At 72.3% G+C, this 24,027-nt stretch carries 20 protein-coding genes; 10 read left to right on the top strand and 10 right to left on the bottom strand.

Annotated elements, in window-relative coordinates; all coding sequences use genetic code 11:
- The first annotated feature begins 98 nt into the window (after window positions 1-98).
- Together ACF089_RS02565 and fxsT are read left to right on the top strand one after the other, a co-directional pair.
- On the top strand, window positions 99-1,520 hold the full coding sequence (locus ACF089_RS02565) for a TIR-like protein FxsC (protein ID WP_392020742.1): 1,422 nt from the start codon (window positions 99-101) through the stop codon (window positions 1,518-1,520).
- Window positions 1,504-5,445 (top strand): FxSxx-COOH system tetratricopeptide repeat protein, encoded by a 3,942-nt coding sequence (gene fxsT, locus ACF089_RS02570; RefSeq protein WP_392020745.1) that lies wholly within the window; start codon window positions 1,504-1,506, stop codon window positions 5,443-5,445. The genes ACF089_RS02565 and fxsT overlap by 17 nt, the downstream gene beginning before the upstream one ends.
- A 139-nt stretch (window positions 5,446-5,584) precedes the next feature.
- Here fxsT and ACF089_RS02575 read toward each other — a convergent pair whose 3' ends face one another.
- Window positions 5,585-6,451: an alpha/beta fold hydrolase gene (locus tag ACF089_RS02575; protein WP_392020748.1), complete on the bottom strand. Its 867-nt coding sequence runs from the start codon at window positions 6,449-6,451 to the stop codon at window positions 5,585-5,587.
- 298 nt (window positions 6,452-6,749) lie between these two features.
- On the opposite strand from ACF089_RS02575, the gene ACF089_RS02580 reads away from it, so the two are divergent.
- Entirely contained in the window at window positions 6,750-7,835 is a 1,086-nt protein-coding gene (locus tag ACF089_RS02580) for a S1 family peptidase (RefSeq protein WP_392020751.1), read from the top strand.
- Between the two features lie 5 nt (window positions 7,836-7,840).
- Here the strand turns inward: ACF089_RS02580 and ACF089_RS02585 are convergent, their stop codons facing one another.
- Both ACF089_RS02585 and ACF089_RS02590 read right to left on the bottom strand, forming a co-directional pair.
- Entirely contained in the window at window positions 7,841-8,956 is a 1,116-nt protein-coding gene (locus ACF089_RS02585; protein ID WP_392020754.1) for a DUF3533 domain-containing protein, read from the bottom strand.
- Between the two features lie 164 nt (window positions 8,957-9,120).
- Window positions 9,121-10,131 carry a lytic polysaccharide monooxygenase gene (locus ACF089_RS02590; protein WP_392020757.1) on the bottom strand — a complete coding sequence of 337 codons (1,011 nt, stop codon included), beginning with the start codon at window positions 10,129-10,131 and terminating at the stop codon, window positions 9,121-9,123.
- 1,552 nt (window positions 10,132-11,683) lie between these two features.
- Here ACF089_RS02590 and ACF089_RS02595 point away from each other — a divergent pair.
- Window positions 11,684-12,112, top strand: coding sequence for a pyridoxamine 5'-phosphate oxidase family protein (locus ACF089_RS02595; protein WP_392020759.1), 429 nt, complete (start codon window positions 11,684-11,686; stop codon window positions 12,110-12,112).
- A gap of 202 nt (window positions 12,113-12,314) precedes the next feature.
- Here ACF089_RS02595 and ACF089_RS02600 read toward each other — a convergent pair whose 3' ends face one another.
- Complete coding sequence (locus ACF089_RS02600) at window positions 12,315-13,004, bottom strand: response regulator (protein ID WP_392020761.1); 690 nt, start codon at window positions 13,002-13,004, stop codon at window positions 12,315-12,317.
- A gap of 129 nt (window positions 13,005-13,133) precedes the next feature.
- On the opposite strand from ACF089_RS02600, the gene ACF089_RS02605 reads away from it, so the two are divergent.
- The 3 genes from ACF089_RS02605 to ACF089_RS02615 are packed head-to-tail and all read left to right on the top strand — an operon-like array spanning window position 13,134 to window position 16,168.
- The gene (locus ACF089_RS02605) at window positions 13,134-14,117 is read left to right on the top strand and encodes a Bug family tripartite tricarboxylate transporter substrate binding protein (protein ID WP_392020763.1); all 984 of its coding nucleotides are present in this window, start codon (window positions 13,134-13,136) and stop codon (window positions 14,115-14,117) included.
- Window positions 14,114-14,668 (top strand): tripartite tricarboxylate transporter TctB family protein, encoded by a 555-nt coding sequence (locus ACF089_RS02610; protein WP_392020766.1) that lies wholly within the window; start codon window positions 14,114-14,116, stop codon window positions 14,666-14,668. The genes ACF089_RS02605 and ACF089_RS02610 overlap by 4 nt, the downstream gene beginning before the upstream one ends.
- A 3-nt stretch (window positions 14,669-14,671) precedes the next feature.
- Window positions 14,672-16,168: a tripartite tricarboxylate transporter permease gene (locus tag ACF089_RS02615; RefSeq protein ID WP_392020769.1), complete on the top strand. Its 1,497-nt coding sequence runs from the start codon at window positions 14,672-14,674 to the stop codon at window positions 16,166-16,168.
- A 56-nt stretch (window positions 16,169-16,224) separates the two neighbouring features.
- On the opposite strand, the gene ACF089_RS02620 is transcribed toward ACF089_RS02615, so the two are convergent.
- Complete coding sequence (locus ACF089_RS02620) at window positions 16,225-16,704, bottom strand: DUF402 domain-containing protein (RefSeq protein ID WP_392020772.1); 480 nt, start codon at window positions 16,702-16,704, stop codon at window positions 16,225-16,227.
- Window positions 16,705-16,788: 84 nt separating this feature from the next.
- Here ACF089_RS02620 and ACF089_RS02625 point away from each other — a divergent pair, with 84 nt between their 5' ends.
- Window positions 16,789-17,163 carry a GntR family transcriptional regulator gene (locus ACF089_RS02625; protein WP_392020775.1) on the top strand — a complete coding sequence of 125 codons (375 nt, stop codon included), beginning with the start codon at window positions 16,789-16,791 and terminating at the stop codon, window positions 17,161-17,163.
- 117 nt (window positions 17,164-17,280) lie between these two features.
- Here ACF089_RS02625 and ACF089_RS02630 read toward each other — a convergent pair whose 3' ends face one another.
- From ACF089_RS02630 to ACF089_RS02650, 5 genes are all read right to left on the bottom strand, one after another.
- Window positions 17,281-18,393 carry a DUF5925 domain-containing protein gene (locus ACF089_RS02630; protein ID WP_392021591.1) on the bottom strand — a complete coding sequence of 371 codons (1,113 nt, stop codon included), beginning with the start codon at window positions 18,391-18,393 and terminating at the stop codon, window positions 17,281-17,283.
- 112 nt (window positions 18,394-18,505) lie between these two features.
- Entirely contained in the window at window positions 18,506-19,285 is a 780-nt protein-coding gene (locus ACF089_RS02635) for a polysaccharide deacetylase family protein (RefSeq protein WP_392021594.1), read from the bottom strand.
- Window positions 19,286-19,305: 20 nt separating this feature from the next.
- Window positions 19,306-20,481 carry a glycosyltransferase family 2 protein gene (locus ACF089_RS02640; protein WP_392020778.1) on the bottom strand — a complete coding sequence of 392 codons (1,176 nt, stop codon included), beginning with the start codon at window positions 20,479-20,481 and terminating at the stop codon, window positions 19,306-19,308.
- Window positions 20,478-21,335 (bottom strand): glycosyltransferase family 2 protein, encoded by an 858-nt coding sequence (locus ACF089_RS02645; RefSeq protein WP_392020780.1) that lies wholly within the window; start codon window positions 21,333-21,335, stop codon window positions 20,478-20,480. Before ACF089_RS02645 ends, ACF089_RS02640 begins: the two co-directional genes overlap by 4 nt.
- A gap of 385 nt (window positions 21,336-21,720) precedes the next feature.
- The gene (locus tag ACF089_RS02650) at window positions 21,721-22,134 is read right to left on the bottom strand and encodes a hypothetical protein (protein ID WP_392020784.1); all 414 of its coding nucleotides are present in this window, start codon (window positions 22,132-22,134) and stop codon (window positions 21,721-21,723) included.
- A gap of 162 nt (window positions 22,135-22,296) precedes the next feature.
- Between ACF089_RS02650 and ACF089_RS02655 the strand changes: the two genes are divergently transcribed.
- Both ACF089_RS02655 and ACF089_RS02660 read left to right on the top strand, forming a co-directional pair.
- A complete protein-coding gene (locus tag ACF089_RS02655) occupies window positions 22,297-23,106 on the top strand; it encodes an SGNH/GDSL hydrolase family protein (protein WP_392020786.1) in 810 nt (269 codons plus the stop codon).
- Between the two features lie 620 nt (window positions 23,107-23,726).
- A complete protein-coding gene (locus tag ACF089_RS02660; RefSeq protein ID WP_392020787.1) occupies window positions 23,727-23,990 on the top strand; it encodes a hypothetical protein in 264 nt (87 codons plus the stop codon).
- Window positions 23,991-24,027: the final 37 nt, after the last annotated feature.

The following is a 24,027-nucleotide window of genomic DNA, read 5'->3' on the forward strand; positions in this document are numbered from 1 at the left end:
GGGGGATGGAGCGTGTCGTGCTCCGGAATGATTAATTCGCTCTTGTCTCGCGTCGATACAGGGTGCGAAGGCGGGTGTTCACACAGGACGGGGGTCGTGTGTCGGAAACAGCGCAGCGTACGCCGGACCACCGGCCGTACTTCTTCTTGAGCTACGCGCACACACCGCGGTACGGGGTGGGGGGACCGGACCCGGACATGTGGGTGGAGCGGCTGTTCAGGGATCTGTGCGGTCATGTGCTGGCCCTGACCGATCTGCCGGCCGGATCCCCGGCCGGGTTCATGGACCGGGAGATACGCTCCGGCGAGGGCTGGTCGGAGCGGCTCGGAGAGGTGCTCTCCACCTGCCGTGTCTTCGTGCCGCTCTTCTCGCCCCGCTACTTCGCCAGCGAGATGTGCGGCAAGGAGTGGTACGCCTTCGCCCAGCGGGCGATCTACCACCAGGCGAAGAGCAACCGCTCGGCCGAGGCCATCGTGCCCGCCCTCTGGGTCCCGGTGCCCCCCGAACAGCTGCCCGGCCCCGCCGAGCGCCTCCAGTTCAACCACGGCGCCCTCGGCGACCGCTATGTCACCGACGGCCTCTACGGCCTCATCAAACTCCGCCGGTTCGCCGAGGAGTACGAGGCCGCCGTCTACGAGCTGGCCAAACGCATCGTCAGCGTCGCCGACACCACCCGGGTCACCTCCGGCAGCCCCGTCGACTACCGGCACGCGCCCAGCGCCTTCGGCAAGCCCAGCGGCGGACCCCGCCCCATGCATCTGACCATAGCCGCGCCCACCCGCCACGACCTCCCCGAGGGCCGGGCCCCCGACTACTACGGAAAACAGTCCCAGGACTGGAATCCGTACCACCCCGACTCGGCCCGACCGCTCGCCTATGTCGCCCAGGACCTCGTCCGCTCCCTCAACTACCAGGCCACCGTCTCCTCCTTCGACCACGAGGCGCCGCCCGAACCGGACCAGCCGCCGGCCAGGCCCGAGATACTGCTCGTGGACCGCTGGGCCCTGGAGGACGACGACCGCTGCGCCCGGCTCGCGGCCTTCGACGCCGAACCGCGCCCCTGGGTCAGCCTCGTCGTCGCCTGGAACCGGGACGATCCGCAGAGCAGACTCTCCGAGGCCCAGCTGGTGAGGAAACTGGAACGCACCATGCCGCGCCAGATGAGCCAGGGCCGCCCCGCCTGCCGGCTCGCCGCCCGGGGCGTCTTCAGCATGGAGGCCTTCGGCCAGATACTGCCCCAGGTCGTGGAGTCGGCGGCCCAGGAGTATCTGCGGCACGCCGCCGTCTTCCCGCCCGCCCCGCCCCCCGGCGCCGTCCGGCCCACCCGATTCCGGCTCAGCGGCCCGATGGGCGTCCCCGGCCCGGCGCCGGGCGCACCCGGCCCGGCCGGCGCCCACGCCCCCGGCTACGGACCCGGCGAGCACCGCTCACGGGACGACCGGGGCGCGCTCCACCCCCGCTCCACCCACACACGTGGCACAGACCCCGATGCGGAGGACACGGATGACGGCCAGTCGTGACGGACGCATCGTCACCTTCTACTCGTACAAGGGAGGCACGGGCCGCACCATGGCCCTGGCCAACACCGCCTGGATCCTCGCCTCCAACGGCAAGCGGGTCCTGGCGGTCGACTGGGACCTGGAAGCCCCCGGACTGCACCGCTTCTTCCACCCCTTCCTCGATCCCTCCACGCTCGGCGCGACCACCGGGGTCATCGATCTGATCACCGAGTACGCCTGGGCCGCCATCACCCCCGACACCGGCCGGCGCGACGACTGGCACGTGGACTACGCGCGTATCCAGCCGCACGCCGTCTCCCTCTCCCCGGAGAACCTCGGCTGGGAGTTCCCCGGCAAGGGCACCCTCGACTTCGTCTCCGCGGGCCGCCAGAACCGCGAGTACTCCGCCACCGTCTCCACCTTCGACTGGGACAACTTCTACGACCGGCTCGGCGGCGGGCTCTTCTTCGACGCGCTGCGCGACGACATGAAGGCCGCGTACGACTACGTCCTCATCGACAGCCGCACCGGACTCAGCGACATCGCGGACATCTGCACCGTCCACCTCCCCGACATCCTCGTCGACTGCTTCACCCTCAGCGACCAGTCCATCGACGGCGCGGCCTCCGTCGCCCGCCAGATCGACGAGCGCTACGGCGGGCGCGGCATCAGGATCTACCCCGTCCCGATGCGGATCGACGAGGGCGAGAAGGAGAAGGCGGACGCCGGACGCGCGCTGGCCCGGGTCAAGTTCGACCGCTTCCCCACCGGACTCACCGGCGACGAGCTGACCTCGTACTGGGGCGCGGTCGAGATCCCGTACCGGCCCTACTACGCCTACGAGGAGACCCTCGCCACCTTCGGCGACGAAACCGGACTGACCAACTCCCTGCTCTCCGCCTTCGAACGGCTCGCCGCCGTCATCACCGAACAGCAGGTCACCTCGATGCCGGCCGTCGGCGACGAGATCCGGCTCCGGATCAAGGACGCCTTCACCCGCCGCCGCCCCGCGCTGCCCGCCGACCTCTTCCTCAGCTACGTCGCCGAGAACCGGATGTGGGCCGACTGGATCGAATCCCTGCTCACCCGGGCCGGATTCCGGGTCGTCCCCCGCGACGTCTCCCTGGAGCGCGAGACCTCCGACGACCGCCAGATCGCCGAGAACGCGGCCCGCACCGTCGTCCTGCTCTCCAGCGCCTATCTCAAGTCCCCGCGGGCGATGAGCCTCTGGCAGCGCTCCTTCGCCGAGGACTCCGGCGGAGTCCGCCACCATCTGCTGCCCGTCCGGGTGGGCGACGTCCGCCTCACCACCCCCGCCATCGACCGCAATCCGATCGACCTCTTCCGCCTGGACGAGGTCCAGGCCACCAGCGCCCTGCTGCGCGCCCTGGAACGCCCCGTACAGCTGCCCGACAGCGGCTCGCCCGGCCCGCGCTTCCCCGGCACCGTGCCCAAGATCTGGAACGCGCCGCCCCGCAACCCCGGCTTCACCGGCCGCTCGATCGCCCTGGAGCAGATGCGCGACCGGCTCGGCGGCGGTATGTCGGTGGCCGCGGTCCTGCCCCAGCCGCAGACCCTGTACGGACTCGGCGGCGTCGGCAAGACCCAGGTCGCCACCGAGTACGTCCACCGCTTCATGGCCGACTACGACCTCGTGTGGTGGATGTCGGCGGAGAAGCCCGACGACGTCAAGGAAGGGCTCGCCGAACTCGCCGCCCGTCTCGGCGCCCAGGTCGGCGAGGACATGACGGCGGCCTCCCGGGAAGCCGTCGACCTGCTGCGCCGGGGCGTGCCGCACTCCCGCTGGCTGCTGGTCTTCGACAACGCCGACGACCCCGAGCAGCTCAAGCAGTTCTTCCCGCCGCAGGGCCCCGGGCACATCCTGGTCACCTCCAGGAACCAGACCTGGTCCCAGTACGGCGACGCGCTCCCCATCGACGTCTTCACCCGCGAGGAGTCCGTCGAACACCTCCAGCGCCGGGCCCGCGGACTGACGGCCGCCGACGCCGACCAGGTCGCCACCGCCGTCGGAGACCTGCCGCTCGCCGTCGAACAGGCCGCCGCCTGGATCGCGGAGACCGCCACCCCGGTCACCGACTATCTGGAACGGCTCCGGGAGCAGGCCACCAGCGTCCTCGCGCTCAACCAGCCCGCGGGCTACCCCGAGCCGGTCGCCGCGACCTGGAACGTCTCCATCGAGAAGCTCAAGGAGCGCTCACCGGCCGCCGTCCGCCTGCTCCAGCTCTGCGCCTTCTTCGCCCCCGAGCCCATCTCCGCCAATCTCCTCTACAGCAAGGAGATGATCGACGCGCTCAAGCCGTACGACGCCTCCCTCCAGGAGAAGCTGGTGCTCGGCCGGGTCATCCGGGAGATCGGCCGGTTCGCCCTCGCCAAGGTCGACCAGGTCAACAACAGCATCCAGGTGCACCGGCTGGTGCAGGCCGTCATCCGGGCCCAGCTCACCGAACAGGAGCAGCGCGACGCCCGGCACGCCGTCCACCGGGTCCTCGCCGGCGCCCGGCCCGACGACGACGAACCCATCGACAATCCCGCCACCTGGGAGCGGTTCGCCACCATCTGGCCGCATCTGACCACCTCGGAGGCGCGGAACTGCACCGAGCCCGAGACCCGCAGACTCCTCATCGACCGGGTGCGCTACCTCTGGAAGCGCGGCGACTGGGTCACCGCCCGGTCCGTCGCCGACGAGGCCCGCGAGACCTGGCGCACCATGCTCGGCACCGACGACCTCCAATACCTCTACCTCTGCTTCCACATCTCCAACCTCTACCGCTCCCAGGGCCGCTACAAAGAGGCCAGGGAGCTGGACGAGAAGACCCTGGAACGCCAGCGGGCCGTCCTCGGCCCCACCCATCCGCACACCTACATGACCACCAGCGGACTCGCGATGGACCTGGGCACCCTCGGCCAGTACACCAGGGCGATGGAACTCGCCCGCGAGGCCCACAACGGGTTCAGCCAGATCTTCCACGAGTCGCACCCCCGCACCCTGGCCGCCGCCAACAACCTGGCGCTCAATCTGCGCATGGTCGGCCAGTACTCCCGGGCCCGCGAGATCGACCAGGACGTCTTCGACCGGCGCACCGAGGTCCACGGCCCGAACCATCCCTACACCCTCTCCTCGGCGGCCTCGCTCTCCCGCGACCTGCGCGAGGTGGGACGGTACGAGGAATCGGTGATCCTGCTCAGCCGCACCTACGAGCTGTACAAGGAGCAGCTGGGCCGGACCTTCCCCGGCACCCTGGCCGCGGCCAAGAGCCTGGCCGTCTCCCTGCGCCGGGCCGGCCGGCTGGAGGACGCCCGCCGGCTCACCACCGCCACCCGCAACCGCTACCGGGCCCGCTACAGCTCGGCCAACCCCGACTCGCTCGCCTGCGACCTCAACCTCGCCGCCGACCTGTTCGCGGCGGGCGAGCCGGTCGCGGCGCGCGACCTCGCCCAGGAGGTGGTGGACCAGTACATGATGGTGCCGGGCGAGCGGCATCCGTACACCCTGGCCGCCATCAACAACCTGGGCATCTTCGAGTGGGGCTGCGGCGACCCGGAGAAGGCGGAAGCGCTGCTGTCGGGGGTGAGCGCCGTGATGCGGGAGGTGCTCGGCGAGAGCCACCCCCACTTCCTCTACAGCACGATCAACCTGGCCAACGCCCTGGCGGACCTGGGCAGCACGGCCGAGGCGCTGGAGATCGAGCAGCGGTCGGTGGCCCGGCTGCGCGAGGTCCTCGGACCGCACCACCCCGAGGTCCTCGGCGTCGCGTCCAACCTCGCCGTGTCCCTCGGCGCGCTCGGACGCAAGGACGAGGCGGCCCGGCTGCGCGCGGAGACGGTGGCCGAACTCGTACGCCAGCTCGGCGAGGAGCACGCCCTCACCAGAATCGCCCGGGACGAGCGCAGGGCGCACCGGGACCTGGAGCCGCTGGCGGTCTGACCGGCCGGTCTCCGCCCGCCGAGGCCGGGCGGAGACCGGGCCGGGAGCAGGAGCAGGAGCAGGAGCAGGACCCAGACCCTGGCCAGGTCCCGGACCCGGACCCGGACCCGGACCAAGCCCCGGCCCGGGCCCCCGGCCGTCAGTCGTCCAGCAGCCAGGTCAGCACCCGGGGGAGCGCGTGCAGCGCGTCGAAGTGCGCCGCCGCCGGCTCCAGCACCGCCGTCGCGCCCGGAATGCGCTGGGCGAGCCAGCGGGAATGCCCCACGGGTGAGAACACGTCCTTCTCACCGTGCCAGAGCATCACCGGTCCCTTGATGTCCGCCGGATCGAATCCCCACGGGCTGCAGAACGCGAGCGCGTCATCGATCCAGCCGTATGCCGATGTCCGCAGCGCCTCCTGATAATTACGCAGCAGCATCGAACGGACGCCTGCGTCGGCCACCACCATCCGATCCGATTCCGTCAGCTCCCGGCGCAGATCATTGAGGAGTTTGACGGGGTCCTTCCTGATCTCCGCGGAACGGAGAATGAACCGTTCGGTGAGGACCGCCGGATTGTCCGAGGCGAAAGTGAACTCCATGACATTGGAGGCCGCCATCCCCTCGAACCAGTCCAGTCCGACCGCGTCCCGGGGCGCGAGCGTCACCAGCGCGGCGGTCCGGGTGACCCGCTCCGGCATCAGCGCGGCACAGGCCAGCGCGTGCGGCGCCCCGCCCGAGCGCCCCACCACCGCGAACCGGTCGAGTCCCAGCTCATCGGCGATGGCCCGGACGTCCTGGGCCACATCGACCACACTGCGCCCGGCCAGCCGGTCCGAACCTCCGTACCCGGGACGGTCGTAGGCGATCAGCTGGGTGCGCCGCTGATAGAGCACCATGCCGCGCGGCGCGGGCCCCAGCCGGCTGCCGGGCGTGCCGTGCAGCAGAAAGACCGGCCTGCCGCGCGGATCCCCCAGCCGCTCCACCATCAGATGCCGCCCGTCCCCCGCGTGCACCCGATGTCGCACGCCGGCTCCCTTCGTTGTCCGTGCCCCATGCACCGGTGTCTGAGCCTCAGGCATTCCCACCCCCTGACGTCTACCCAATCGGGTCGCTGACCGGGCCTGCTCACGCCGTCTTTCCGGAATTACCGCCAAAGCGCCGTACGTATGCGGTGAAGAAGCGGTGAACGCCCCCGCGTTGTCGTGTGCCCGTTCTGAAACCGTCCTTGTGTGCCCGCTGTCGGCCCCGAAATAGTGGGCGGCCCATCCTCCGTGTCCCTCCGGCACCCCACCGCCCGGACACGGCCCCCACAGGAGGTCCCAGGTGAAGCACCGACGAAACTCGGGCGGAAAAGCACTGCTGGCCGGCGGCGCCGTCCTCGCACTGGCGGTCGGCGGACTCACCGTGCAGAGCGCCGTCGCCACGGACAACGACGCGCCTCCCGCGACGAAGAAACTCTCCGCGAGCGCGGCCGGCGATCTCGCCACCGCCCTCGGCGGCCGGCTCGGCGACAGCGCGGCCGGCGCGCACTACGACGCCGGCGCCAGGACCCTGGTGGTCAATGTCGTCGACCGGAAGGCCGCCGACACCGTCCGCGAGGAGGGCGCCCGGGCCCGGATCGTGGCGAACACCGCCGACGAGCTGGACGGCGCCCGGAAGACCCTCGCCGACCGGGCCGCGATACCCGGCACCTCTTGGGCCGTCGACCCCGTCGCCAACAAGGTCGTCGTCACCGCCGACCGCACGGTGACGGACGCCGAACTCGCCCGGCTCGACACCGTGGTCAGGAGCCTCGGCGACCGGGCCGAGCTGAAGAAGTCGGCCGGCGCCTTCACCCCGTACCTCGTCGGCGGCGACGCCATCCACTCCGGCGGCGGACGCTGCTCGCTCGGCTTCAACGTGGTCAAGGGCGGTCAGCCGCACTTCATCACCGCCGGACACTGCGGCGCGACCGGCAGCCAGTGGTCCGCGACGGCCGGCGGCGCACCGGTCGGGCAGATGACCGTCTCCAGCTTCCCCGGCAACGACTACGCGCTGGTCAAGTACGGCTCCGCCGGCGCCCAGCCGAGCGAGGTCGACCTCCACGACGGCTCCGCGCAGCGGATCACCCGCGCGGCCGACGCCACCGTGGGCATGCCGGTGCAGCGCAGCGGCTCCACCACCCAGCTCCACGAGGGCACGGTCACCGGCCTCGACGCCACGGTGAACTACGGCAACGGCGACATCGTCAACGGTCTGATCCAGACCGACGTCTGCGCCGAGCCCGGCGACAGCGGCGGCTCGCTCTTCTCCGGCGAGTCCGCCGTCGGCCTCACCTCGGGCGGCAGCGGCAACTGCTCCTCGGGCGGCACGACCTTCTTCCAGCCCGTGCCGGAGGTGCTCCGGGCCGTCGGCGCGCAGATCGGCTGACCGCCTCACCCATCGGTCCGGCCCGCCGCCGACGGCGGGCCGGACTCCGGCGCGTCCGCCGGGGAGGGCGCGTCCCGCCGCAGCGCGCACACCGCCGTGATCAGCGCGCCCGCCACCGACCACCCGGCCAGCACCAGCATCGGCCCGCCCGCGCCATTGCCCCGGAAGTACGCGATCGACCGCGCCGCGAAGGTGCCCGCGCCCGGCGGCAGCGCCGGGCCGATCTCCCGCCAGAACGGCGGCAGCAGCGGATACGGATACGCCCCGCCCGCGCTCGGATTGCCGAGGACCACCACCAGCAGGATCGCCAGCCCGATGCCGACGATGCCCGCCAGCCCCTGGAGGGCGAGGGTGATCGCCCCGACGGTGAAGACCAGCAGCGAGCCCAGCCCCCAGAGGGCGGGCACGCTCCCGGGCAGCGCGTCCAGGACCGGGCCCGCGATCACCGCGCCCAGCAGCCCCGTGACGATCGAGTACAGCAGCAGCGCGCCCAGCCGGATCAGGGCCCGGTGGATGTTGGCCGGCCGCGCGCCCGCGCTGATCGCGAGGATCGCCGCACAGAGATAGCCCCCGACGCACCAGCCGACCACCAGATAGAACGAGGACAGCCCGCGGGCGTCGCCGGGGGCGTCGGGGACCACGTCCACCACCTCCAGCGACCGCCCCTCCGCCTCCTCGGCCCGCCCCACGGTCTCCACCAGGGCGTCGGCCAGCGAGGCCCCCGAGGCGCTGGCGACCAGCAGCCGGTCGGGCGCGCCCCCGGGGACGACGATCAGCGCCCCGTCGACGTCGCGGTTCTCGATCTGCCGCCGCGCGCTCGCCTCGTCCGCCGCCGTACGGGGATCGAGCGGATCGCCGGGCAGCGCCGACAGCCGGTCGGCGGTCTGCTCGGCGGTCCGCGCGGACGGCGCGGCGACGGCCAGCGGGATCCGGTGCGGCTCGGGCTTGTGGAAGGCCCCGATGTACGAGGTGATGAAGGCGAGCTGAAGCGCCAGCACCCCGAAGACCAGCACCGCGGCCCGTACGCTCACCGCGTCCTTGACCTCGGCGAGAAAGCCCTGGGACCCGTCGCGGTCCGCCGGGGGCGGGCCGGGGGGAGCGCCGTTGGATGTCCGCGTCATGGCCCCACGCTCCGTGCCGGTCGCCCGTCACGCAGGCGGTACGCGGCCGAATGGCTGACGCCGGGCCCGGCGCGGCCCGTGCGCCGGGGCGGAAACGACCCGCGCGCCCGTCGGAGACCGACGGGCGCGCGCAATCATCACCGGTTCATTCGCTCAGGCCGTGTTCAGCGGCCGCTCCGGCCGGTGGCCGCGCGGCGGCGGGCGGTGCCGAACATCGCGGCCGCGCCGAGCGCCAGGGCGGCCGCGCCGCCGATCGCGATGTACGTGGTGCTGCTGTCGCCACCGGTCTCGGCGAGGTTCTCGCCGCCGACCGCGACCTTGGTGGAGCCGCCCTGGGCCTCGGCGGCGTTGCCGTCCTGCTTCGCCGTCGCCTGCTGGGCGACCTTCGCGGTGGTCTGCTGGGCGACGTGCTCGGCGTTCGCCTTCTGCTCGGCCGAGGTGTCGCCGCCGTGGCCGCCGTGGTCCACCGTCGAGTTCTCCGTGCCCTGCTTGATCTCACCCTCGGAGGGGGCCTGCGCGACCGGCGCGCCGCCGCCGCTCTCCGAGCCGATCACCACGTCGGAGCAGGTGTAGAACGCCTCGGGGGAGTCCGAGCGCTGGAGGATCGAGTAGATCAGGTGGCGGCCCGTGCGCTTGGGGACGGTGGCGTCGAAGACGTAGGAGCCGTTCACCAGCGTCGGGTCGGGGATCGAGGCGAAGGGCTGCGCCTCCAGGTCCGACCACTTCAGCGGCTTGGACGCGTCGTAGCCCTGCTTGGTGATGAACAGCTCCATCGTGCCCCGGTGGGGGGCGGTGGCGCGCCAGCGGAAGGTGTGGTTGCCGGAGGCCAGCTTGGTGGTGGGCCAGTCGGTACGGGGCAGGTCGAGCCCCTTGTACTTGGCGCGGCCCACGCTGCACAGCTGGCCGTCGGGGATGATCTGGCGGTGACGGCCCGCGGCGTCGCCGATGTTGACCTCGTTCCAGTCGTAGAGCGGCTGGGTGCCGCCCGCGGCGACCAGCGCCTTGCACGCCGCCGTGTCGGGGCTCTCGGGGCCCTCGGCGAAACACGCCGAGATCCTGCTGACCGGGTCCTGCATCGAACCGTGGGCGGCGGCAGGCGTGGCGGTCAGGGTCGTCAGCGCGATGGGCGCGACGGCGAGAGCGGCGACCATGGCGACCTTGCGGCGAGCGGTCATCTTGACGTTCTCCTCAGTGGGCGGTGGGGGGATCCGGGGCCGGCCCACACAGACGGTGCGGCTCCGACCGTCTGCGGTGCTGTCGTTCGAACCGGCCCCGGCGAACGCCAAGTTAGCTGTTCACCTCCTCGAAATCGCCCCTGAGAAGGGCAGGTGGTTGATCCTTATCCTTGCTTTAAGGAAGCGCTAAGAGGGGGCTCAGGAAGAGCCCTCCGAGGGGCGGCGAAGGCGGCCGGCGGTGACTCTCCGTGAGTCGATCATCGCGTCCCGCCCGGCTCCGGGGCGATCGCCGCACGGTCTCCCCGGCGGGGTGCGGACCGCTCGGCCCTGCCGTCCCGCGCCGGTGCCTGCGTACGCCGGGCACGGTGTTCCCGCCCAGGTCGGGCCCCTGGGCGGCCGCCGGGGCCCGGCGGTGGGGGAGGGGTGCGGGGGCCGATCCGTACAAGGGGCGGGGGCGCGGGCAACGGGGGACATATCCGATTCCGAAGCGTTCGCGAAGGTAATGCCGCGCGTCACGGTGCGTCGGCGGCGGCCGGGGCGGCGGGGGCCGGTGCGCGGGGTGCGGGGAGCCCTCGGGCGGGTCCGGATCCGAGCGGCTCGGGGTGTCTCGTGTCAACGGACCGGGCGGTACGCCGGCGGCGCGGCGGCCCGCGCGGACGGCCCCGCCCGGAGGCGTCCCGCGCCGCGTACGTCCCGGGCCCGGACGCCCGGCGCCGTGTACGCCCCGCCGGGATCCCCCGCGCCGGGTCCCGTCCCCCCGGGCCGGGCCGGGCCCGCGCCCGGGCGGGTCGCGCCGTCGGCCGACGGGCGGGAGCGGTCGCGGAGCCGGCGCACCTCCCCGCCCCCGCGCTTCCGCGCGCGTGTACGCGCGCGAGCCGCGCCCCGCCGTACGGGTCCCGGCCATGTGCCGCGCGGCGGCCCGCCCGGGTCCCCCGTTCGCCGGAACGCCTCGCGGACGTCAGCGCCGCGCGGAGATCACTCTCACCCGATCGAATGAACCCGTCCCGGCCAACTCTTGACGGTTCGTCACCTACCCGCGCACAGCCCGAGAGCCGGTCGGCGGCGCCGCGCTCCGGTGCGTACCGGCGAGGCGTTCCGCGTCCGCGTGGACCGGGCGGTCGTCCGCCGCTCCCGGGGCGCGGCCCGGCGCGCCCGGAAGCCGGGGTCCGGGCGGCGGGAGTACGGACGTACTGCCTGATCCACCGGGTGGGGCGGTCGGCCGGCCGCGCTTCCCGGCCACCGCTCCGGCCCGGCCGCGACCCGCGCCCCGGCCGCCCCGGGAGCGCCCCCGGGCGTCCGCTCGGGCCCGCGTCCGGACGGGCTTCGACGCCCGCCGCGACCGGCCGGGACGCCGGGCCGCCGTCCGCCCGCGGCCGCACCGCTTCCCCCGACCGGACAAAAGCGGTCAACCGACGGCCCGCGGACCGGTCAAGTAGGAGGTGCCGTCGGCCCGGGAGCTGTAACTTCGTCCCGTCGGCCGACCACTTTCCGGCCGTCCGTCAGATCCGGGCCCGGACCGGCACAACCGGCGGACCGAGCGAAGGAGTCATCCGTGACCCTGACCCGTGAAGAACGTCAGCAGTTTCTCGCCGAACCGCATATCGCGGCCCTGGCGGTGAGCGCCGAGGAGGACGACCGGGCCCCGCTCACGGTGCCGGTCTGGTATCAGTACGCGCCGGGCCGCGACATCTGGATCATGACGGGCCTCGGCTCCCGCAAGGAGCGGCTCATCGCCCGGGCGGGCCGCTTCTCCATCCTGGTGGACCGGCTGGAGCCCAGTGTGCGGTACGTGTCCGTCGAGGGGCCGGTCGTGGCGACGACTCCCGCGACCCGAAGAGAACTGGTCGAGATCACCGCCCGCTATCTGCCCGCCCGCAAGGTCGCCTCCTATGTCGAGTTCGCGGAGAAGGAGCTGGGCGAGCAGGTCATCATCCACATGCGCCCGCAGCGCTGGAACAGCGCGGACCTCGGCCGGGTCTGACCCGCCCCGCCGCCCGCCCGCACCCGTGTGTGCGGAAGCGAATCCGGGCGTACGCGCCGGACCCCGTCGCCGCAGCCCGCAGCCCGCAGCCCGGCGACCGGCCCCGGAAGCCGCCGAGCCCCCGCCCCTCGGCCCTCCGCCGCCGCGCCCCTCCGCCCGGGCCCGCCCGCCGGACGTCGCCCCGCCCCTCGGCGCTCGCCGCTCAGCCCCCGCCCACCAGGCGATACCGCCGCTCGGGGCGGCCCGTGCCGCCGTACCGCAGGGTCACCTCCACCCGTCCCGTCTCCACGAAGTACTCCAGATACCGCCGGGCGCTCACTCGCGACAGCGATCCCGCCTCCGCGCACTCGGTGGCCGACAGATCGCCGCCCCGCTCCCGCAGAATCCGCTCCACCAGCTCCGCCGTATGCGCCGCGAGCCCCTTGGGCAGCCCGCGCGAGCCCGGCGGCCGGGCCCCGAAGATCTGATCCACATCCTCCTGACGCGCCTGCCCCAGCCGCTCGAACCGCGATCGCATCGCCGCCATGTGCCTCAACTGCTCCTGCAGCGAAGCCTGGTTGAACGGTTTGATCAGGTAGTGCAGCGCGCCCGCACGCAGCGCCGCCCGCACCAGCCCCGCGTCCCGGGCAGCCGTGATGAACAGCGCGTCCACCCTCGCCCGCGACTCGTCGCGTTCCTCCGCCGCCCGCAGTTCGCGCAACACCGTCAACCCGTCCATATCGGGCAGATAGATATCGAGCAGAACCAGGTCGGGCCGCAGCCGCTCAGCCGCACGCAGAGCCTCGGCGCCGCTGTGCGCCACACCCGCCACCCGAAACCCCTCGGCTGCGGCCACATAGCGGCTGTGCAGCTTGGCGACCATGAAGTCGTCGTCCACTACCAGCACTTTCATCACCCGCCACACGCTAAGCCGTGACCACAATGACCACAACGTCCGTTGATTCCGGAAGAGAGACACTTTCTTAACGCACCGGCAACATGTGGGCCACTTCACACATTCCCCTACCGAAAGGCGGCTCACGTGCGATTGCGCACTCCCCTCGCCCTGCTCGGGGCGGCGTTGCTGGTGTTCGTGGGGCCGCCACTGCTCAGCGAGGGCAAAGGCTCCGACACCGGAACGCAGATTCCCGGGTTGCGGTTCATGGTCCCGAACACTCCGGGCGGTGGCTACGACATCACCGCCCGCACCGCGGCGAAGAACGCCGAGGACGCGGGCCTGACCCACAACATCGAGGTCTTCAACCTCCCGGGTGCCGGCGGCACCGTCGGACTGACCCGGCTCATCGGCGAGCACGGCAACGGCAAGCTCGCCATGTCCATGGGTCTCGGGGTCGTGGGCGCGGTCCACACCAACAAGACGCCCAAGACGCTCGCCGACACCACCCCGATCGCCCGGCTCACCGAAGAGCAGGACATCGTCGTCGTCGGCAAGGACTCCCCGTACAAGACGATCGACGACCTCCTCACCGCCTGGAAGAAGAACCCCGGCAAGCTGCCGGTCGGCGGCGGTTCCTCCCCGGGCGGCCCCGACCACCTCGCGCCCATGCTGATGGCCCAGGCCGCCGGGATCGCGCCGAAGACCGTCAACTACATCCCCTTCGACGGCGGCGGCGAGCTGCTCGCCTCCATCCTCGGCAACAAGGTCGCCTTCGGCGTCTCCGGCGTCGGCGAGTACCTCGACCAGATCAAGTCCGGCGAGCTGCGGCTGCTGGCCGTCACCGGACCCGAGCGGGTGCCCGGACTGGACGCCCCCACCCTGCGCGAGGCCGGACTCGACACCGAGTTCACCAACTGGCGCGGAATCGTCGCCCCGCCCGGCATCTCGGACGCCGAGCGCGACAAGCTCACCAACCTGATCAAGGAACTGCATGCCTCCGACGAGTGGAAGGAGTCGCTCAAGAAGAACGGCTGGAGCGACGCCTTCCTCACCGGCGACAAGTTCGGTGACTTCCTGGCGGAACAGGACAAGCGCGTGGACTCGGTGCTGAAGGAGCTCGGACTGTGAACTCACAGGAATCCCCCGCGACGCACTCGGCAGACACCTCCGCCCGCCCCGGCGGCACCCGGTCCTGGCTGCGCGAGCACTCCGAGATCGGCGTCAGCGTCCTGCTCTTCCTGATCGGCGTGCTCGTCCTCACGGACGCGCTCACCATGGAAGTCGACATCTCCCAGCGCGGACCCGTCGGCCCCAAGACCGTGCCGATAGCCGTCGGCCTCGGCCTGCTCGTGATCGCCGTACTCCTCGCCGTCGACGTCGTCCGCGGCGGCCACGGCGAGGCGGAGGCCGGCGAGGACGTCGACCTGGCCGAGCCCAGCGACTGGCGCACCGTGCTGCTGCTCGCCGGAGTCTTCCTCGGCTTCGCCGTTCTCATCGGCCCGCTCGGCTTCCCCATCGCCGGAGCGCTGCTCTTCTGGGGCGCGGCCTTCGCCCTCGGCAGCCGGCACTTCCACCGTGATCCACTGATCGCCGCGTCCCTCGCGCTGGTCACGTACTACCTCTTCAACAATCTGCTCGGCGTTCCGCTCCCCGGTGGCCCGCTGATGGGGGTGCTCTAGCCGATGGACTCTCTCAATTCGCTGATCGACGGATTCGGCACCGCGCTGACCCCGATCAACCTGCTCTGGGCGGTGATCGGCGTCCTGCTGGGCACCGCCATCGGAGTGCTGCCCGGCATCGGGCCCGCGATGGCCGTGGCCCTGCTGCTGCCCGTCACCTACGGACTCGAGCCGACCGGCGCGTTCATCATGTTCGCCGGCATCTACTACGGAGCCATGTTCGGCGGCTCCACCACCTCGATCCTGCTCAACACCCCCGGTGAGAGCGCGGCGGTCGTCGCCGCCATCGAGGGCAATCCCATGGCCAAGTCGGGGCGGGGCTCACAAGCCCTCGCCGCCGCCGCGGTCGGTCACTTCGCCGGCGGTCTGATCGGCACCATCCTGCTGGTCGCGCTCGCCCCCACGGTCGCCGAACTCGCGGTGGACATCGGCGCGCCCGACTACTTCGCCATCATGGTGCTCGCCTTCATCGCGGTCACCTCGGTCCTCGGCTCCTCCCGCATCCGCGGTCTGGCCTCCCTGCTCATCGGTCTCACCATCGGCCTCGTCGGTCTCGACCAGATGACCGGACAGCAGCGGCTCACCTTCGGCTCGCTCCACCTCGCCGACGGCGTCGACGTCGTCATCGTCGCGGTCGGACTCTTCGCCATCGGCGAGGCGCTCTGGGTCGCGGCCCACCTCCGCCGCAACTCGGCCCCGCCCATCCCGGTCGGCCGCCCCTGGCTCGGCAAGGACGACCTGAAGCGCACCTGGAAGCCCTGGCTGCGCGGACCGTTCATCGGCTTCCCGTTCGGCGCGATCCCCGCGGGCGGCGCGGAGATCCCGACCTTCCTCTCCTACGTCACCGAGAAGCGGCTCTCCAAGAACAAGAAGGAATTCGGCAAGGGCGCCATCGAGGGCGTCGCCGGACCCGAGTCGGCCGCCTCGGCCTCCGCCGCGGGCACCCTGGTCTCCATGCTGACCCTCGGCCTGCCGACCACCGCCGTGGCCGCCGTCATGCTGGCCGCCTTCCAGCAGTACGGCATCCAGCCCGGACCGCTGCTCTTCGAGCGCGAGCCGGACCTGGTCTGGGGCCTCATCGCCTCGCTGTTCGTCGGCATGGTCCTGCTGCTCGCCCTGAACCTGCCGCTCGCGCCGGTGTGGGCGAAGCTGCTGAAGATCCCCCGCCCCTACCTGTACGCGGGAATCCTCTTCTTCGCCGGAGTCGGCGCGTACGCGGTCGGCGGCGAGGCCCTCGACCTGGTCATCCTGCTGATCATCGGTCTGCTCGGCTTCGGGATGCGCCGTTACGGCCTGCCCGTGCTGCCGGCCGTCATCGGTGTGATCCTCGGCCCGGCCGCCGAACAGCAGCTGCGCCGTGCCCTCCAGATCAGCGACGGCAGCGTCAGCGGCCTGGTCAACACGCCGTTCTCGGTGACGATCTACGTGATCATCGCGATTCTGCTGGCCTGGCCCCTGATCAAGAAGTCGATCGACCGCCGCCGCAACGTCTCCGCGTGACCCCCGAGCACCCTCCCCGCCGGTCCGACCGCGGGGAGGGTGCCCGTCTGTTCGCGCTACCGCAGCAGTTCCGCCAGGCCCCGCCCCCGGGCGAGGGCCTCCAGCTCGTCCAGGGCGGCCACGGCCCGCGCGGCGGCCTCCGGGTCCCGCTCGGGGAGCCCGCTCGCGGCGAACTCGTCCTCGTCCAGCCGCAGCACCCGTGAGCCGTCGGCCGACACCCACAGATCCAGGTCCAGGTCCTCCACGCTCAGCTCCCCGGCCGTCAGCCGGGCCGGCCGGGCGATGTCGCAGTACCAGCCCTTGAGCGCGCCCTCCCCGGTGCGCACCTCCTTCACCGCGTACCACCGGTCCCGCCAGTAGTGCTCGGTGAACACATCGCCCGGTTCGAAGCGGACGAACCCGAAGTCCCGCACCCCCTCGCCCGCCCAGGGCGCGCGGACCACCGCGCGGACGCCGTCGTCGGCCACCAGCTCCGCCGGGTAGCGGATCTTGGTGACACCCGCCTTGACCAGCCGTATCTCCACAGAAACCGTCATGGTCACGACGGTATGCGGCGGACCGGCCGGGCCGCCCCGGGTTTTCTCCGCGGCGCGCGGGGCCCGATGGGGGAGAATCGCCGGGTGACCCTGAAGATCGCCATCGACGCCGCGTCGGCCGACGCCCCCTTCGAACAGCTCCGCGCGCAGATCTCCGGACAGGCGCGCTCCGGCGCGCTGCCGGTGGGCTACCGGCTGCCGACCGTCCGGGGCCTCGCGGAGGAACTCGGTCTGGCCGCGAACACGGTGGCCAAGGCGTATCGCGCGCTGGAGGCCGACGGTGTGATCGAGACCCGCGGCCGCAACGGCACCTTCGTCGCCGCGGCGGCGGACGCGGCCGCCCGGGAACTCGCGCAGGCCGCGCGGACGTTCGCCGAGCGGGCGCACCGGCTCGGCGTCACCCGCGAGGAGGCGCTGTCGGCGGCCCGGGACGCGGCCCGGGCGGCGTACGACGGCTGATCTCCGCGTACGGGTACGAAGGCCCCGGGCGCCCCCGCGCACGACGCCGTGCGCGCGCCGGCCCGCCCGCGTACGGCGGCCGACCGGCGCGCCCGCTCCCGGACGGTGACGGGGGATTCAGAGATACAGTCCCGCGTCCGACCCGCTGGGCTGGTCGGGGATGGCGGCCGGGCCGCTGCCCCGGCGCAGCGCGAACAGCTCCGCCAGCGTCGAGCCGCTCCGGCCCACGCCCTCCTCGGCGCCCAGCCAGCCCACCGACTCCTCACGGGTCAGCGGCCCGACCTCGATCCTGGCCAGACAGCGGCCCGGGCGCACCACCGCCGGGTGGAGCCGCTCCAGATCCTCATTGGTCGTCACCCCGACCAGCACATTGCGGCCCTGGCCCAGCAGCCCGTCGGTCAGATTCAGCAGCCGGGAGAGCGCCTGGCCCGCCGTGTGCTTGGCCTCGCCGCGGATCAGCTCGTCGCAGTCCTCCAGGAGCAGCAGCCGCCAGCGGCCCTTCGCGGTCCCCTCGTCCTCGCCGATGGCGATGTCCATCAGATAGCCGACGTCGTTGAAGAGCCGCTCCGGGTCGAGCACACAGTCCACCTGGCACCAGTCCCGCCAGGAGCGGGCCAGCGTGCGCAGCGCGGAGGTCTTGCCGGTCCCCGGCGGGCCGTGGAGCAGCAGCAGCCGGCCCGAGATGTCGTCCGGGGTGACCTTCATCAGCCGGTCCATGGCGTCGGCCACCGGGGCCGTGTAGTTGGGCCGGACCTCCTCCCAGGTGCCGGCCCCGATCTGGCGCGTGGTGCGGTGCGGGCCGCGCCGGGGGGAGACGTACCAGAAGCCCATCGTCACATTCTCCGGCTGCGGCTCCGGATCGTCGGCGGCCTCGGCGGTCGACTCCTTGACGATCCGCTCGGCCAGCTCGGCGCTGACCGCCGTCACCGTGACATCGGCGCCGCGATTCCAGTGGGAGACGAGCACGGTGTAGCCGTCGCCCTCGGCGAGCACCGCGCGGCGGTCGTCGTCGCGCGCGGACCGCAGCACCCTGGCCCCCTCGGGCAGCAGATCGAAGCCGTGCTTGACGCGCTCGATCTGATGGGCGTGGGCGTGGGGCTGCTCCCCGGTCGCGAAGCGGCCGAGGAAGAGCGCGTCGATGACGTCCGACGGAGAGTCGCTGTCATCGACGTTGAGCCGGATCGGCAGGGTGTCCTGAGGCTGTGCGGCTGCGGCAGACATGCGCTCCATCTGAGGCTGTACGGCTGACATGGGGGCCATGATCCGGCACCGGCCCCTCGGGCGCACGGAGTTTTGCCCGGTGGCGCGCCCCGGGTCGGGGGCGCGCCACCGGACGGCTCGTTCAGCGGACGCCGCCCCGGACCACGGTCAGCGCCCGCCGGGTCCGCCGGACCATGGCGTACCCCTTGGTGAGGGCCCGGTCCCGGGCGAAGGCGCGGCCGATCGCCCGGCCCTCCACCAGCCGTGCGAACTCCTCGGCGCCGGTGCCGCGCCGCACGGTCACCCGGTTGATGGCGTACGGGCCCTGGGCGGGCCGGGCGAGCGCGTTGCCGACCGCGAGGGACTGGGCGAAGCCGGCCTCCCGGACCGTCTCGCGCACCCGGCGGCTGGAGTAGCCGAAGGGATAGGCGAAGGAGAGCGGCCGCTCGCCCACCTCGTCCGCGATGATGTCGCGGCAGCGGACCGTCTCGTACCGCAGCCGTTCGTCGTCCAGCTGGTCCATCTGCGGATGGCTGTGGGTGTGACCGCCGATCTCCGTGCCCGCCTCCGCCAGCTCCCGCACCTGGTCCCAGTCGAGCATGGTGTCGAGCGCGCCGCCCTCCTCGTGCGCGCCGCGCAGCCAGCCGGTCGAGACGAAGAGGGTGGAGGCGAAGCCGTGCTGGGCCAGGACGGGCAGGGCGTGCCGGTGCACACCCTCGTAACCGTCGTCGAAGGTGATCAGCACCGGTCTGCGCGGCAGCGGCGTCCTTCCGCCGGAGCGCCAGCACTCGCCCAGCCGGGCGGTGGTGACGGGGGTGAAACCGCGTTCGTCCAGCAGCGCCATCTGCTCGGCGAAGGCGCCGGGGGAGACCGACAGACCGTGGGTGGCCCGGGCCGGCTGATGAGCGACGGCGTGGTACATCAGTACGGGTACGGGCTCGTTCACCGGGTCTCACTCCCCGAGGCGACCGGGGTGACCGACGTGGCCGGGGTGACGGATATGGCCGGTGCGGCGGACGTGTCGGGTGTGACCGGTGTGCCGCTCGGGGTCCCGGTGGTCCCGGTGGTCCCGGTGGTCCCGGGCCCGGTGGCGGCCTCGGCGGCTCCGGCGTTCCCGTTTCCGGGGTGCGCCGCCGGCAGCGGGGCGATGGGCCCGGAGGAGAAGCTCACCGCGCCCCGGCGGGCCCGCGCGGTCCCGATCGCATAGCCGCCGGCGGCCGCGGCGACCCCGGTGAGGATCGCGCCCGCGCGGCCCACGCCGCCGGGCCGTCCCAGCACGGCGTCCCGCAGCCCGCGCACCACTCCCGCCGGCAGCACCCGCGTGGTGTAGCGGCGCTCGGACTCCAGTCCCTTGCCCGCCCCCACGCTCTTGGCCACCAGCGCCTTGGAGAGCCCCTCGGCGTAGGCGCGCGTACGGAAGTAGGCGAACCGCTCGCGCACCGCCGGGACCTTGTGGTGGATCACCGCGCGGTCGTCGATCAGCAGCACGGCGTCGGGGAGCGCCGCGCCGAGCCGGATGCACAGCTCGGTCTCCTCGCACCCCAGCGGGCGCTTGTCGCCGTCGCGCCCGATGCCGGTGGCGAAGCCGCCCGAGGCGTCGAACGCGGTGCGCCGGAAGGAGGCGTTCCCGCCGAGCACATTGCGGACCCGCACCCGGCCCGGGGGCTGGCCCCGGTAGGAGGCGCCGACGACCCAGTCGAACTCCTCGGGGAACCAGACGGGCCTGCGCCCCGACTCCCAGGCGGGGGCGGTCCGGCCGCCGACCGCCATCACGCGCGGATCGTCGTACCCCTCGGCGAACCAGCGCAGCCAGTCGGTCTCGGCCACGGCGTCGTCGTCGAGGAAGGCGATGAACTCGGCCCGGGCGGCGGCGATTCCGGTGTTGCGTCCGGCGGAGAGCCCCCGGGGGCCCGCGTTGGCGAGCACCCGCACCGCCGGGCCGTGGTCCGCGTACCGGCGGGCGAGCCGGTCGAGCAGCGCCGGATTGTGGTCGACCACCAGAAGGGTCTCCAGGGCCGGCGACGACTGGTCGCGCACCGAGGCGACGGCCGCGAGGATGTCGTCCCAGCGGTCCTCGGTGTAGACGCAGATCACCACCGAGAAGCGGCGGTCGCTCAAGACATCTCTCCCCGGGGGACGCGGACGCCGGCCGAGGCCCCGCCGCGGCGGCGCTCGGCGCGTCCGACGCCCTTCTCCTGGAGGATCACCTTGAGCACCCGGATGCCGTCGCGGACCGCGCTGAGATTGCTGACGCCGTGGATCCGGTTGTACTCGTGGCTGGGGACCTCCTGGACGCGCAGTCCGGCCTTGACGACGCGGATGTTCATCAGGGTCTCGATCTCGAAGCCCGTGCAGTCCAGGGTGATCTTGTCGAGGCAGTGCTTCCAGAAGGCGTTGTATCCGTAGCAGAGATCGGTGTAACGGGCCCCGAACTTGGTGTTCACGATGGAGCACAGGACCGAGTTGCCCAGTTTGCGGACGAAGGTCATGTCATCGGTGCCGCCGCCGTTGGCGAAGCGCGATCCCTTGGCGAAGTCGGCGCCGGAGACGAGGGCGGAGACATAAGAGACGATCTCGTTGCCGTCTGCCGAGCCGTCGGCGTCGACCATGACGATGATCTCGCCGGTGCAGGCCTCGAAGCCGCTGATGAGGGCGTCTCCCTTGCCCTTGCCCACCTGTCTGACGACCTTCACGCCGGGCCACAGCGCACGGGCGACCTCGACGGTGTCGTCCGTGGAGTTCCCGTCGACCAGGACGACTTCATGGATCCAGTCGGGGAGCGTCTTGAAGACGTGCGGCAGGTTCGCGGCCTCGTTCATGGCGGGGATCACGACGCTCACGGGCGGGGTGATCGCCAGATGCGAGGAGATGGGCCGGTAGCCGGCCGCCGTGCGACCGGTGTCGTCGAGCGACGCTCGCGCCGGGACCGACGGATCTTGCCCCGGAGCGGCCGGGTGCAGGACTGAACTCATGGGTTTCTCTTCCCTCTCCACCGGTGGACCGCCCGCCCCCGGGCGGTCCGGATGAGTTTCCGGTTCGAAAAGGGGGTTCGCCTCTCACCCGCCCATGGCGGAACAACCTCCGGGCCGGTCGGATGAGAAGCGGAACTGGCCGCGCCGTGTTACGGCTCGGTATGAGCACGAAAACCGGCCACGGCACCCCCCTGCCACGCGCGCGCGGAGTTCATCGCGACGCTTGAGCCCTCCCCTTGAGCCGCCTGCATGATGAACCGTTGCGGGTGGGTGTACGACGGTGTTGATGTCGGTGACTCTAGGGCAAGACTGGGTAACTGCCCTTAGTTTTTACATATTTGATAACTGTTCAACAGTCAGCTGTTAGAGAGCCGGTGGTAGGGGTTCACCCTCGGCCGTCTGTGCGATCGGTCTCGCCCTTCGGCCGCTCGCCGCGCCTGTGGCGGACGGCCGTCGCGGCGAAGAGCAGTGCGGTGACGGCTGCGACCAGGGTGATTCCCCCGGTGGCCGACGCCGGTCCGGTGGCCGTGTGGAGCCAGGAGGCCAGCAGAAGGGTCCCGGTGGCGCCCGTTCCGGCGGCGGTCGCGCGAATGGCCGGATCGAGCCCCCGAGTGACCGCGTAGAGACCGCCCGCCGGGCCGGTGAAGAGAAAGAGGAGCGCCAGGGGCGCGCGGAGCGAGGAGTCCGCGTCCGTGATCGCCAGCGCGCATCCGGTCGCCGCGAGCGCGAACACCGCCCCGGCGAGGGCCCACAGCAGATCCGACCGGATGCCGGAGGGCCGGCTCGTCGTGCTCTCCATGGCTGAATCCGATCCCTCGGGCGCCCGCTGCCGACCACTCATGCTGTGCGGCGGCCGGGCCTCCGTCAAGCCGATGGGTAATACATTTGGCATGGACACTTCCGGTTAAGTCTACTGACTGGTAAGAAAGTTGGGGCAGAGATCCTGCTAGAGGGAGGTTCCATGAAACTGTCCCGACTCGCGGCAACGTCCTCCTCACTCCTTCTCGCCGCCGCGCTCGCTCTCACCGGAGCGGGCCAGGCGCAGGCCGGGGAGCGTGCCGCCGCCCTCGACTACGTGGCGCTGGGCGACTCCTACTCCTCCGGCCTCGGCGCCGGTTCCTACGACAGCGCCGCCGGCGCGTGCAAGCGCAGCAACCGGGCCTACCCCAAGCTCTGGGCCGCCGCGAACTCACCCTCCTCCTTCGCGTTCACCGCGTGCTCGGGCGCTCGTACGAGTGATGTCGTCTCCGGCCAGCTCGCCCCGCTCAACGCCTCCACCGACCTCGTCTCCCTCTCCGTGGGCGGCAATGACGCAGGGTTCGCCGATGTCATGACCACCTGCGTCCTCCAGTCCGAAAGCGCCTGCGTCAACCGGGTGAACCAGGCCCGCGCGTACGTCGACAGCACCCTCCCCGGCAGGCTCGACACCGTGTACGACGCGATCGACGCGCGGGCCCCGGCCGCCGAGGTCGTCGTCCTCGGCTATCCCCGCTTCTACAAGCTCAGCGGCACCTGTGTCGCGGGGCTGACCGAGCGGGAGCGGTCCGCGATCAATGGCGCGGCCGACCATCTCAACGCGGCCCTCGCCAAGCGCGCGGCCGACCACGGGTTCGCCTTCGCGGATGTCAGGCCGGCCTTCACCGGGCACGAGATCTGCTCCGGCGCGTCCTGGCTGCACAGCGTCAACCTGGCCAATATCGGCGAGTCGTACCACCCCACGGCCGCCGGGCAGTCCGGCGGGTACCTCGCCGCGTTCAACGCCCAGGTCTGAAGCACCCCCGGCTGCGGGCCCGGGTGCGCGCGGATCGCGCGGGTCGCCGGCCGGTCGCCGCCCGTCGGGCGCGGGTCACGGGCCCGCCCGTCGGTCGCGGGTCGTCGGTCGCGCGGGCGCCTGGCGCGGGTCGCCGGTCCGGGTGCGACGGCCGGTCCGCCCGCCGTCGGTCCGCCCGCCGTCGGTCCGCGCGCCCCGCGCGCACCCGGGCCGCGGCGGGCGGCGGCGGCCCGGCGGAAGGGCCCGCCGCGACCGGCGGCCAAGGGCCCGGTGGCGGAGATCACACCGCTGATTCCGGCCGGGAACGACCGTCGCGCCCACCCCGTGCCGGTCGCTTCCCGGCCATTTCGGGCGGCCGCGCGGACGGCCGGTGAGCGGTGAGTACGGACGCGTGAGCAAAGAGTTCCGCACGGTGCGCGTGCGTCGCCGGGCCGCTGGGAAGAATGAGTGGGTGGAGACTCGAATCTGTCCAACTCGCCCTGGAAAAGACCGGATTCGTAGCGTCGACGTCAACTCGCGTACGCGTGCGGTGAATCCTGTGGGTGGGATACATGGGTGTCCTGGTGGGGCGATAGGGTTAACCTGCCCGGGCCGGGTGCGTCGTACGGGTGGGGAGTGACATGGAACAGATAACAGTGCGCAGCAGGGCGCGTGTGCCCGCGATCGTCTGCGGGAACAGCGCGACCAGCTCGCGCCTCGACCGACATCTGTCGGTGCTCGGCGGTCCCGCCGTGCCCCAGCGGGAGACGGTCGAGGCGACCTCGCTGATGCGTGAGCTGACCTCGCGCGATGTGACGCACGACCGCGACCGGGGCAAGGGCGGCGTCTCGCTTTTCGCGCCGCTGCGGAGGCTGCGCCGCACGCTCTTCGGCAGCCGCCACTGATCCCCGCCCCCGCCCGGGAGTCCCGCTCCCGGCGGGC

The sequence above is a fragment of the Streptomyces sp. NPDC014894 genome (assembly GCF_043080985.1).
GTDB lineage: Bacteria > Actinomycetota > Actinomycetes > Streptomycetales > Streptomycetaceae > Streptomyces.

Excerpts from the sequence above, each read along its gene's own strand:
- fxsT (WP_392020745.1), top strand. The coding sequence starts at position 1,504 with ATGACGGCCAGTCGTGACGGACGCATCGTCACCTTCTACTCGTACAAG.
- ACF089_RS02585 (WP_392020754.1), bottom strand. The coding sequence starts at position 8,956 with ATGACGCGGACATCCAACGGCGCTCCCCCCGGCCCGCCCCCGGCGGAC.
- ACF089_RS02590 (WP_392020757.1), bottom strand. The coding sequence starts at position 10,131 with ATGACCGCTCGCCGCAAGGTCGCCATGGTCGCCGCTCTCGCCGTCGCG.
- ACF089_RS02600 (WP_392020761.1), bottom strand. The coding sequence starts at position 13,004 with ATGAAAGTGCTGGTAGTGGACGACGACTTCATGGTCGCCAAGCTGCAC.
- ACF089_RS02615 (WP_392020769.1), top strand. The coding sequence starts at position 14,672 with ATGGACTCTCTCAATTCGCTGATCGACGGATTCGGCACCGCGCTGACC.
- ACF089_RS02620 (WP_392020772.1), bottom strand. The coding sequence starts at position 16,704 with ATGACGGTTTCTGTGGAGATACGGCTGGTCAAGGCGGGTGTCACCAAG.
- ACF089_RS02630 (WP_392021591.1), bottom strand. The coding sequence starts at position 18,393 with ATGGAGCGCATGTCTGCCGCAGCCGCACAGCCTCAGGACACCCTGCCG.
- ACF089_RS02635 (WP_392021594.1), bottom strand. The coding sequence starts at position 19,285 with ATGTACCACGCCGTCGCTCATCAGCCGGCCCGGGCCACCCACGGTCTG.
- ACF089_RS02645 (WP_392020780.1), bottom strand. The coding sequence starts at position 21,335 with ATGAGTTCAGTCCTGCACCCGGCCGCTCCGGGGCAAGATCCGTCGGTC.
- ACF089_RS02650 (WP_392020784.1), bottom strand. The coding sequence starts at position 22,134 with ATGGAGAGCACGACGAGCCGGCCCTCCGGCATCCGGTCGGATCTGCTG.
- ACF089_RS02655 (WP_392020786.1), top strand. The coding sequence starts at position 22,297 with ATGAAACTGTCCCGACTCGCGGCAACGTCCTCCTCACTCCTTCTCGCC.
- ACF089_RS02660 (WP_392020787.1), top strand. The coding sequence starts at position 23,727 with ATGGAACAGATAACAGTGCGCAGCAGGGCGCGTGTGCCCGCGATCGTC.